We start from the raw sequence: 11,376 nt of genomic DNA, 5'->3' as shown, positions 1-11,376 counted from the left end.
CCGCAGCCAGCGAGACGTTGGCCATGCGCTGGAACTGCACCGAGCTCCAGTTGTCGGCGTAGCAGCAGCCCTGGGATTCTTTCTCGCCGATGATGTGGACCTGATCGCGGATGGCCTGGTAGTTGACCAGGATGCCGTCTTTGACCAGATCCCACTGTTTGGTTTTGACCCCTTCGTCGTCGTAGCCCACTGCTCCCAGCGAGCCCACCTGGGTTTTGTCGGCAAACAGGTTGACTTGTTTGCTGCCGTAGGCAAAGTTTTTCGATTGCCATTTGTCTAACGTAGCAAAACTGGTTCCGGCGAAGTTGGCTTCGTATCCCAGCACGCGATCGAGTTCGAGGGGGTGGCCGACCGATTCGTGGATGGTGAGCCAGAGGTGGGAGGGGTCGAGCACCAGATCATATTTACCCGCTTCGACTGACTTGGCTGTGTGCTTGGCTCGTGCCTGTTTTGCCGCTGCCGTTACGTCCTCCAGCATGTCGTAGCCCTTGTTGTAGCGGGTCGTTACGCCCGTTATCTTGTCGCTGGGGTTGGTTTGTAGATACTCGTAGCCCATGCCCATTGGCGCACTTAGTGACTGGCGCGTTTCGAACTTCCCAGTTTTGGGGTCAATGGCCGTTACGGTAAAAATTGGCCAGATGCGGTGAACATCCTGATCGGCATACGTCCCGTCGGTGGAGGCAAAATATTTCTGCTCGTTGACCATAAACAGGATGGAATTCACGTAGTTAGCGCCGTTTTTCAGCGCGGCACTATTCACGCCCATCAGCAGGTCAACTTTTTCTTTGATGGGGACTTCGAAGGCATTTTTCTTGATAGGCGCTTTCCAGGTTACTTCGCCAAATCCTTTCTGGGGAGCGAGTTGGACAGGTTCTTTCATGAGCTTCGCGTTGGCTTTCGCGATCGCTACCGCTTGTTCGGCTGCTTTGGCTGTGTCGGCTTCGCTCTTGGCATCCACAATGGCGGCAAATCCCCAACAACCATCGGCAATAACCCGTACGCCAACGCCGTATGATTCGGTATTGACAATGTTCTGAACTTTGTCTTCCCGCGTAATAACGTATTGATTCAGGTAGCGACCAATGCGCACATCGGTATACGTAGCACCCTTGCTTTTTGCCGCGTTCATAGCCGCATCAGCCAGGCGTTTCTTGGTTGCTACGTCTACACCCGGTTCAAGCAAAACTTCTGGCGTTACGGATCGGGAAAAGGCGGGGGGCTTGGGCAGTAAAATACCGGCTGTCCCCATGCCTAGGAGTTGATTAAAGTCTCTACGATTCATGGTGGTAGGAATTTAAATACAGATAACAAAAGACGCAGAGTTGCTGAGCTATCATAATGCTTTACGAACGCTGTGCTTTTGTGTCAAAGGAAAATTATACAGCATCGGAAAGACTCGTAAATGTAAAGTCGCGAATCTTCATCGGTGGAATCAAATTCCCGCCTGCCCGAACGGGTTTTCCTAAGGCTTCTACATTGTTGAGCATAATTACCGGGCTTTCGTTGAAGCGGAAATTTTTTACCGGAAACTTAATCTGCCCATTTTCGATGTAGAACGTACCGTCGCGTGTCAGTCCAGTGTACAATTGCGTTTGTGGGTCAACAGCACGGATGTACCAGAAGCGGGTGACCAGAATGCCTTTTTCGGTGCTTTTGATCAGGTCGGCCAGCGATTGTGTGCCGCCCTGCATAATAAAGCCACTGGCGGGCGGAATGGCTTTTACGCCTTTTTTGTCGGCCCAGTAGCGCGAGTAGAACATGTTCTTGACCACGCCATTCTCGATCCAGGTTCGCTTTTCCTGAGGAAGTCCATCGCCCCCTCCGCCACCGAAACGGCCGCCACCTCCTCCGCCGAAGGGCGATAAAGGCAGGTCAGGATTTGTCGGATCGGTGATAATGGTTACCCGTTCATCGAATAGCTTCTCGCCCAGACGCGTACCGCCCCCTTTCTTACTAAGGAAGCTACGACCTTCATCAGCGTTCCGGGCATCCATACTACGTATCATATTTTGTAGCAGTTCAACAGACGCTGTCGGCTCCAGAATTACCGTATATTTTCCGGGTTCCAGGGCGCGGGCGCTGGCTGATGCCATAGCTTTTTGCATGGCAATTTGCGTAGTAGCTTTCGTGTCGAGTTTCGTTACGTCGTTGACATCAGGATTCGCATAACCTGAACCTAAGCCATCGGCGGTGCGGACCGTAATAGAAAAATCAACGCCTGTTGACCGATTATAGCCAAATAACCCTTTACTGTTGCCAATTGCCGAGAAGCCAGTTGTATCTTCCATATAACCCGCTGCCGTCAGATTTTTCTGGCGGCAGGGATCAATACTATCGAAAGCGGCTTTGGCTCGAAACTCGGGATCAATTTTCGCTGTACTTTCTGCATACGTACTGGTTTCCAGATACGTCTGTGGTCCCAGCATGGGCATATATTCGGGATTTTCTGGCGCTAACCGAGCAATCTCTTCGGCCCGACGGACCGTCTTTTCCAGCGAGGCATCGTCAAACTCGTTGATGGTGGCGGTGCCCGATTTTTTACCGAATACTGCGGTGATCGACAAGGCAAGGTTATCCGATTCGCCACTTGTCGATACTGAATTTCGGGCGTAGCGGATATTCCCCGTACGATTACCCGATACATTCACACTCATTTCGTCTGCCTTTGAATAAGACAGCACTTTATCAATGATTTTTTTTGCTTCCTCTTTCGTCAGGATGGCCATTTTTTAGCTGTTGAGAGTTAGTACGTATTCACGGACCGCGTTCGGTTCGTAAATACGTACGTTTAGATTTTGCGTGCTGTGTTGATGACGTTCACCCCGTTGAAACGGGTGGTCGCACTGCCGTGGGAGACCGCACTCGATTGGGGAGGCTGGCCTTTACCATCATTAAATGCCCCGCCTAGTCGATAGTCGCTCTGGTCACAAACCGCCACGCAGGAGTTCCAGAACTCACGTGTGTTGGCCTGATAGGCTACGTCCTTGAGCATGCCCGCAATCTGACCATCCTTGATCTCATAAAACAACTGACCCCCAAACTGGAAATTATACCGCTGCTGATCAATCGAGAACGAGCCATCCCCAATGATGTAGATGCCCTTCTTGACATCCTTGATCATCTGCTGGACCGACAAGGGCGTCTTGCCCGCAGCCAGCGAGACGTTGGCCATGCGCTGGAACTGCACCGAGCTCCAGTTGTCGGCGTAGCAGCAGCCCTGGGATTCTTTCTCACCGATGATGTGGACCTGATCGCGGATGGCCTGGTAGTTGACCAGGATGCCGTCTTTGACCAGATCCCACTGTTTGGTTTTGACCCCTTCGTCGTCGTAGCCCACCGCCCCCAGCGAGCCCACCTGGGTTTTGTCGGCAAACAGGTTGACTTGTTTGCTGCCGTAGGCAAAGTTTTTGGCCTGCCACTTATCCAACGTAGCAAAACTGGTTCCGGCGTAATTAGCTTCGTATCCCAGCACGCGGTCGAGTTCGAGGGGGTGTCCGACCGATTCGTGGATGGTGAGCCAGAGGTGGGAGGGGTCGAGCACCAGGTCATATTTACCCGCTTCAACCGACTTCGCCGATAGCTTTTCTTTGGCTTGTTTTGCGGCTGAGGTAATATCTTCCAGCATGTCGTAGCCCTTGTTGTAGCGGGTCGTTACGCCGGTCAGTTTATCGGCTGGATTGGTTTGGAGGTATTCGTAGCCCATGCCCATTGGAGCACTTAATGAGTTACGTGTAGCAAACCGTCCGTTCTGTGGGTCAACGGCTGTTACGGTAAAACTTGGTCCAATCCGGTGAATGTCCTGATCGGCATACGTACCGTCGGTGGAAGCAAAATACTTCTGCTCGTTGACCATGAACAATACGTTGTTCACGAAGTTGGCGCCGTTCTTCATGGCCTCGGCATTAGCGGCCAGCAGCAAATCAACTTTTTCTTTAATGGGGACTTCGAAGGCATTTTTCTTGATGGGCGCTTTCCAGGTCACATCACCAAATCCTTTCTGGGGAGCGAGCTGGACGGGTTCCGTCAAGAGTCGAGCATTAGCTTTGGCAATGGTCACCGCTTTTTCGGCTGCTTTGGCAACAACTGCTTCATCGCGGGCATCGCCGACGGACGCAAACCCCCAGCAGCCGTTCGCAATTACGCGAACCCCAACGCCATACGACTCGACGTTAATGATTCCCTGTACTTTATTTTCGCGGGTGAGCACAAATTGATTCAGGTAGCGGCCAATACGCACATCGGCATACGTAGCGCCCTTGGCTTTGGCGGCATTCAAACCGGCATCGGCCAGCCGCTTTTTAACCGCTACGTCCAGACCCGGTTCGAGCAGGGCTTCGGGTGTTACGGTACGGGAAAAAGCGGGTAAAGATGGCATTAGTATGCCAGCCGTACCCATGCTAAGAAGTTGATTAAAATCGCGACGGTTCATGAATAATAGTCAATAGTGAATAGTCGCTAATCGTTATATGTCCACCGGAGCGGTAACGACCAGCAACTGTTATACTGCGTCTGACAAACTTGTGAAGGTGAAGTCTCTGATTTTCAGGGGAGGAACTAAATTGCCGCCGATTCGGACGGGTTTGCCTAACGCTTCCAGGTTATTTAACATGATAACCGGGCTCTCATTGAAGCGGAAGTTCTTAATCGGAAACTTGATCTGCCCATTTTCGATATAGAACGTACCGTCGCGGGTAAGACCGGTGTATAATAAGGTTTGCGGATCAACGGGACGGATGTACCAGAAGCGCGTGACCAGAATACCTTTTTCAGTGCTTTTGATCATATCGGCCAACGATTGCGTGCCGCCTTCCATAATAAAATTAGCCGGTGCCGGAACCGCTTTTACGCCTTTTTTGTCGGCCCAGTAACGCGAGTATGACAGGTTCTTTACGACACCTTTTTCGATCCAGGTAATTTTTTCCAAAGGTCGGCCATCGCCCCCTCCACCACCGAAACGGCCGCCACCTCCGCCACCAAACGGAGAAGTCGGAACTTCAGGGTTCAATGGATCGGAATAAATCGTTACGCGTTCGTCGAATAGTTTTTCGCCTAGCCGAGTGCCTCCGCCTTTTTTGCTTAGAAAACTACGGCCTTCGTCGGCGTTCCGGGCGTCGATGGAATTCATCATCGCGGCCAGCAGCGAAGCATCTACGTTAGATACTAAAGCAGCTGGTTCCAGAATCACCGTGTATTTTCCCGGCTCCAACGCTCTTGCACCTACCGATGCCTGCGCTTTTTGCATGGCAATCTGCGTTAGGGCTTTGGTATTTAGTTTCGAGGTGTCCGTTACGTCGCCGGTAGCGTAGCCAGAGCCCATTCCGTCGGCGGTACGTACCGTTACAGAAAATTCAACACTGGTATTTTGGGTATAACCAAACAAGCCTTTACTGTTGGCAATAGCCGTAAAATTGCTTGTGTCTTCCATATACCCGGCGGCTGTCAGGTTTTTCTGGCGGCAGGGATCGATGCTATCAAAAGCAGCCTGTGCCCGGTAGTTGGGGTCGATTTTGGCGGTGCTTTCGGCGTATGGATTAGCGGGTAGATACGTCTGAGGCCCCAACATGGGCATATATTCGGGATTTTCGGGTGCTAACCGAGCAATCTCTTCGGCCCGACGGACCGTCTTTTCCAGCGAGGCATCGTCAAACTCGTTGATGGTGGCGGTACCCGATTTTTTGCCAAACACTGCCGTGATCGCAAGGGCAAGGTTATCTGATTCGCCACTGGTCGAAACGGCGTTCCGGGCGTAGCGGATATTCCCCGTTCTGCCGCCCGATAAGCTAACGCTCATCTCATCCGCTTTCGAATAAGAGAGCACTTTGTCAAGTATCTTTTTTGCTTCTTCTTTGGTTAAGATAGCCATGAGTTTAGAATCGTTAGTGGCTAGTTATCAGTCGGCAGTATTTATTTCCTATTAACTACCAGCGGCTGATGACTAGCCACTGTTACTTATATTTTCCGTCCTGTATTGATTACGTTAACACCGTTAAAGCGAGTAGTCGCGCTGCCGTGCGAAACGGCACTGACCTGCGAAGGTTGACCTTTGCCATCGAAGAACGAACCAAACGTGCGGTAATCGTCTTTATCGCACAGTTGCGAACAGGAGTTCCAGAACTCTTGAGTGTTCGACTGATACGCTACGTCGTCAAGCATACCTACGATTTCGCCATTCTTGATTTCGTAGAACAATTGCCCGCCAAACTGGAAGTTATACCGCTGCTGGTCAATTGAATACGAGCCGCGTCCGATGATGTAAATGCCTTTGTCGACGCCCTTGATCATATCCGAAACCGAGCGTTTTTCGGTGCCGGGCTTCAGCGATACATTCGGCATGCGCTGGAATTGCACTGAATCCCAGTTGTCGGCGTAACAGCAGCCGTTCGATTCTTTTTCTCCCAAAATAGCTGCCTGGTCGCGGATAGCCTGATAATTGACCAGGATACCATCTTTGATCAAGTCCCACTGTTTGCAGGGAACACCTTCATCGTCATAACCGACAGTACCTAATGTATAAGGCTGGGTTTTGTCGGCTACAATATTGACCAGCTTGCTGCCATAGTTGAACGACTTACTTTTCCATTTATCTAACGTAGCAAACGACGTACCGGCGTAGTTGGCTTCGTAACCCAGCACCCGATCGAGTTCGGTCGGATGACCGACGGATTCATGAATTGTCAGCCCCAGGTGATTTGGGTCGAGAACGAGATCGTATTTACCCGGCTGTACGGTTTTGGCGGTAAGTTTTTCTTTGGCCTGTTTAGCACCTAACGTAGCATCTTCAACCATGTCGTAGGAGTTCCGATAGCCTACAAGTCCATTGGGCGCTGCGATTTTTTCAGAAGCTAGTCCATCGAGATATTCGTAGCCCATGCCCATTGGCGAGCTAAGTGCGTCACGAGTTTTGAACTTTCCGGCCGCCCGATCAACTGCCGAAACGGTAAAAGTTGGCCAGATGCGATGAACATCCTGATCGATATAAGAACCGTCGGTGGAAGCAAAGTATTTTTGCTCATTGATAAAAAACAGATTCGACGTAACGAAGGCGGCTCCATTTTTCATAGCTTCCGCATTGACCTTCATTAGCAGATCGATTTTCTCCTGAACGGGTATCTCGAAGGCATTCTTTTTGATCGGCGTTTTCCAGCTAACCTCGCCAACACCTTTTTGCGGAGCTAGTTGAACGGGTTCTTTCAATAGCTTTGAGTTGGCTTTGGCGATCGCAACGGCGGTTTCGGCACATTTGGCAATGGCCTCGGGCGTTACGTTACTGGTTGCGGCAAAACCCCACGTACCATTGGCAATCACCCGAATCCCAATGCCATACGATTCGGCATTAACGATATTTTGTACTTGTTTTTCCCGGGTGAAAAGGTATTGCTGTAAATAACGTCCGATCCGGACATCGGTGTAGGTAGCACCTTTACTTTTTGCGGCATTTAGGGCAATGTCGGCTAAGCGTTTTTTTGTGGCCACGTCTACTGCCGAACTGCGACTGGCCATTTCGCTCAGGTATCCCGACGATACCGAATTGCCTAATACTGGGATATGGGACGTAAGTAAGCCACCAATGCCCAGCCCAGACAACTGGATAAAATCTCTTCTTCGCATGTAATTGTACTAAATAACTTGTTGATGATTGGGTTTCAGCTACGTAGAAACACGAATATGGCCAAAAATAATGGATAGGTCTGCATTAATTGACTTTTTTGTGACAAATGGCAAATTGGCATTTGCGTATAAATACCCAATATTATTCTGAAAAGCTTAATTTGTGCAGATTGATTTAATAGATTATCCTTATACTGCCAATGACTACGTATTCGCAACAACTAGAAGAGTTTATACAGGACGTATTGATTACTGTCCATGCCAATATTCGGGATTTGGAGGAGAAGCGAACGTTCGCCGATCCTGAGGAGTACGATTATATTGACGGGCGTCTATTTAGCTATGTAGAAATGCTGGCTATTTTGCAGTCATCAGCGCGGGACGCACGTATCGACCCGAAAACGATTGGATTGTAAGAGGTAATACGTTGACTTATGATTACAGATTTGTGATTTGTCAATGCCTTGTGATTAAATCATAAACCTGTAATCATAAATCATAATTTCTGGTTTATTTCTTGCTCTTGTTTGGTTTTGCTACCGGAGCCTCTTCTTTTTTTGCTTTAGAAGTTGGCTTAGACACTTCTTTCGTCTTATCACCTACCGTGGCTTTAGTGGCTTTCGTGTCTTTAGCTGGGGTCAGAGAGGACTGACCCACCGAACCTCGAACAAACGTACCCCAGGTAAGATTGTCTTTACCTTTCTGAAGTTTCTGAGCCCGCTCGATGGCCATGTTCGCAGCCGCTTCCACAACCCAATCAAAATTTTCTTGCCCTACCGAGTGAACATCCGCGTCGGGAGCCGGGTTGCAGAAATCAATTGCGATGGGGATACCGTCGCGCACGGCAAACTCTACCGTATTGAAATCGTATCCAAGGCCGTGATTTAGTTTCAGTACGTAGTCAGTCATCGTTGCCAGTAGCTTTTTACCAGCGTCGCCCGTTGTTTTCATCTCAGCAGCGTAACGCAGATGGTGCGGATTGCGCGGCTCATACGGCATGATACGTACGTCTTTGCCGCCAATGCAATAGCAGCGGAAATAATCGGTAAAGTCGATAGCCTCCTGATACAGCATGACCAGTTGCCCTGTTTCGTCATACGCTTTGAACATCTGCTCAGGATTGTCGACTTTATACACGCTTTTCCAGCCACCACCGGCGTGCGGTTTCATGAACGCTGGAAAGCCTATATGCTGGAAAATACCGTTCCAATCCATATGTTTCAAATTCCGAAACGAATTATGGTTTGTGTCGTCAGGCCGCTCTTTCGAGGGAAGTAGAATCGTTTTTGGAACTGGAACGCCAAGCTGAACAGCCAGCGCATTGTTGAAAAATTTCTCGTCGGCACTCCACCAGAATGGATTATTGACAACCGCAGTGCCGGTCAGCGCTGCATTTTTCAAAAAGGCTTTATAGAACGGTACATCCTGCGAAATACGGTCGATAATAACAGCGTAGTCAGTCGGAACGCTTTGCTCAACCTGGTCGATACTAACGAATTCAGCCGGAAACGTACTTTGTTTTTCGTTGACGCGGTCGACAAACGCCTGTGGAAACGTGTTCTCCTGACCGAATAAGATACCAATTTTTGTTTGTTTGCTCATGATCAATGAATTAAATGCCAAGTAACAGGGTCTTGGTGAAATAACTGGAAACGAAACTATGTGTTTGCTCAATGCGATGTAGTAGCAATAATGCAGTCCATTTTTTACTAAAGCAAAAAAGCCCGACTGAAGCCGGGCTTTCGCTGCTGGTTAGCCAGTAAAATTATCGGCCGTTCGGGAGAGCAGACGTACGACGAACGGGGCGCAATACGATCATTTCCATTCCCAGTAAGCGTGAGCGTTCGGAGCGAAGGATGGTGCGGATGTGTTGTGTTGACTTCATGATATGTAGTTATGTAGTGTGGATGGATTAAGTTTTTATTCAAGGAACACTGGCTTCTAATTAAAACTTGGCAGCTAACCCTAGTTTTACTGCTGATACGCCATAGCCTACTTCTGCAAATGCCCCTACTTTTTCACTGAACATAAAGCGGGCGCCAAGATGGATACCAACGTAGAGGCCACTGTTGTAGCCACCGCCATAGTCGTAATAGCTGTAACCATACGAGTCTTTATAGCCAGCGTAACGGAAGCCTAACGTAGCACCGATATAAGGATCGAACGCACTGTTATTTGTGGGGAAGTGATAAGAACCACGTGCTCCCGCATAAATGAAGTTATAGCCCCCCGAATAATAGCCGTAATTGTAGTGGTAGTAATCAATCGAGCCACCAACTGAAAAATTGTTTTTAGCTTCCACCTCGACGGATACGCCAATTGGGAAACCGCCACCGTAATACGCAGCCAAACCAACGCCCGCATTAAGATAGACGTTCCGATGGGCGTGATTTGATGATACCCGCGGACGCCCGTACGTCGTTCTTGCAACAGGCTGTTGCTGTGGAGCAGCCTGACGAGTTTCTACCGGAGCAGCGGGGGCAGGAGCTTGTGTATGGGTAGGAACCGCCTGCGCTCGTTGCGTGGTTGAGGCTGCCACTGGCTTTCTAACCGGGGTAGACGTAGTGCGGGTAGCTACCGATGTTTTTGGCCGGACGGTCGACTTCGAGGCCGTACGTCGAACAGGCTGCTGCGCCAGAGCAGTGTTGATCGAAAGCGTAATGGTAAGGGCAAAAACGCCCAATTTGGTAAAAGTTGGCATGGATAACATATTGATTTGTGTTTTTGGTATTTGTATTTTCCTGATTGAACACAACAAACATATAAGAGCAGATTCGGTCGACGTAGTGCCTCCTGTGCGAACTGCACAAAGTATCAGTTGAACTGTGTAGAGGGCTGGGTGAAACGAGTTGGAAAATGGCTTGATCACCCGCAACAGTTGTTAATGGAAAGACACGAATAAGAAGGTACGGGGAGAGAGTATTACCTGGATTAAATATTCGAAACAAGTGACCCAGAGCCGATTTAATTACTATGTTTATTGCTAAAGAAGCGTGTCAAAGGGGAGATTTAACAAGTCGTTTAGGATAGGTTGATATATGAAATCATATTAGTTTTAGCGATTATTCTCAATTTTACGGATATAACGCAGGGTTATGTATGTTTTTATATTAAAAGTTTATACTAGTGTAGAGATTATATAGAAAGATTACTTGCATGAATCGTAATTGATTTAGCTTATACTCTAAATCCCATTAAATAAGTAATTGTAAAAATTTATAACTATAGGTGTATAAATTTGTCGGATAGTATATATAAATTGTCGCGTTAAAATTAAGATCAATTATTAACTGACGTAAAACTTGAAAGAGGACTTATACGTATTTATGAACTGTACTATTAATTTTGCCTCCATATGATTAGATCTATACTACTTTTCGGAATCGCCAGCTTTCTGACATTTAACAGTCTGGCTCAATCTGGTGCTGACCCTGCCGTCACAGCCAATACATTAACGCCGAACCCACTAGAGAACGTTGGTTCCCAATTTACAGTAGGCTTTACCATTGGTAATAGTGGAGCGGCCCCAATCACAGGGTCTGGCACTCTTGCAAGCGCAACTCGAAGTTTACCTGCTGGTAGAGGTAGTGTTACAGCTACCGTTAGCGGTCCCGAGCGAATGGGGTTTGTTATTCAGCTTCAGCAATGCGCACCAAATCCTGCCTCTGATCCCTTATCCGCTATATCAGGTACGATTCTTAACTCATTTGATATTACGTACAATTCGTCATTGAATCGGTATGAGGGCGTTCAGAAGACTGGTGATAC

At 48.6% G+C, this 11,376-nt stretch carries 8 protein-coding genes and 1 pseudogene; 2 read left to right on the top strand and 7 right to left on the bottom strand.

The annotated features are described in order from the left end of the window. The 5 genes from ACOJS8_RS15875 to ACOJS8_RS15855 all read right to left on the bottom strand — a co-directional run. A partial coding sequence (locus ACOJS8_RS15875) for a TldD/PmbA family protein (RefSeq protein ID WP_420149524.1) occupies nucleotides 1–1,282 on the bottom strand: 1,282 nt, incomplete at its 3' end. A gap of 94 nt (nucleotides 1,283–1,376) precedes the next feature. Further along, nucleotides 1,377–2,726 (bottom strand): TldD/PmbA family protein, encoded by a 1,350-nt coding sequence (locus tag ACOJS8_RS15870; protein ID WP_420149523.1) that lies wholly within the window; start codon nucleotides 2,724–2,726, stop codon nucleotides 1,377–1,379. 62 nt (nucleotides 2,727–2,788) lie between these two features. After that, nucleotides 2,789–4,429 (bottom strand): TldD/PmbA family protein, encoded by a 1,641-nt coding sequence (locus tag ACOJS8_RS15865; protein WP_420149522.1) that lies wholly within the window; start codon nucleotides 4,427–4,429, stop codon nucleotides 2,789–2,791. Nucleotides 4,430–4,498: 69 nt separating this feature from the next. After that, the gene (locus ACOJS8_RS15860) at nucleotides 4,499–5,863 is read right to left on the bottom strand and encodes a TldD/PmbA family protein (protein WP_420149521.1); all 1,365 of its coding nucleotides are present in this window, start codon (nucleotides 5,861–5,863) and stop codon (nucleotides 4,499–4,501) included. 86 nt (nucleotides 5,864–5,949) lie between these two features. Further along, nucleotides 5,950–7,608: a TldD/PmbA family protein gene (locus ACOJS8_RS15855; RefSeq protein WP_420149520.1), complete on the bottom strand. Its 1,659-nt coding sequence runs from the start codon at nucleotides 7,606–7,608 to the stop codon at nucleotides 5,950–5,952. Nucleotides 7,609–7,808: 200 nt separating this feature from the next. Here ACOJS8_RS15855 and ACOJS8_RS15850 point away from each other — a divergent pair, with 200 nt between their 5' ends. After that, nucleotides 7,809–8,024, top strand: coding sequence for a hypothetical protein (locus ACOJS8_RS15850; protein WP_420149519.1), 216 nt, complete (start codon nucleotides 7,809–7,811; stop codon nucleotides 8,022–8,024). A gap of 94 nt (nucleotides 8,025–8,118) precedes the next feature. Here the strand turns inward: ACOJS8_RS15850 and ACOJS8_RS15845 are convergent, their stop codons facing one another. Both ACOJS8_RS15845 and ACOJS8_RS15840 read right to left on the bottom strand, forming a co-directional pair. Continuing rightward, nucleotides 8,119–9,210, bottom strand: a complete 1,092-nt coding sequence (locus tag ACOJS8_RS15845; protein ID WP_420149518.1) for an ATP-grasp domain-containing protein — start codon at nucleotides 9,208–9,210, stop codon at nucleotides 8,119–8,121. Nucleotides 9,211–9,553: 343 nt separating this feature from the next. Beyond that, the gene (locus ACOJS8_RS15840; RefSeq protein WP_420149517.1) at nucleotides 9,554–10,309 is read right to left on the bottom strand and encodes a hypothetical protein; all 756 of its coding nucleotides are present in this window, start codon (nucleotides 10,307–10,309) and stop codon (nucleotides 9,554–9,556) included. A 654-nt stretch (nucleotides 10,310–10,963) separates the two neighbouring features. Between ACOJS8_RS15840 and ACOJS8_RS15835 the strand changes: the two are divergent. Next, nucleotides 10,964–11,376: pseudogene (locus ACOJS8_RS15835) on the top strand (hypothetical protein); the annotation flags it as partial.

Origin of the sequence: Spirosoma sp. (genome assembly GCF_048594605.1) — a bacterium.
Classification (GTDB): domain Bacteria; phylum Bacteroidota; class Bacteroidia; order Cytophagales; family Spirosomataceae; genus Spirosoma.
The sequence above is the reverse complement of the archived record's forward strand: the minus strand, read 5'-3'. Positions and strand labels throughout refer to the sequence as shown.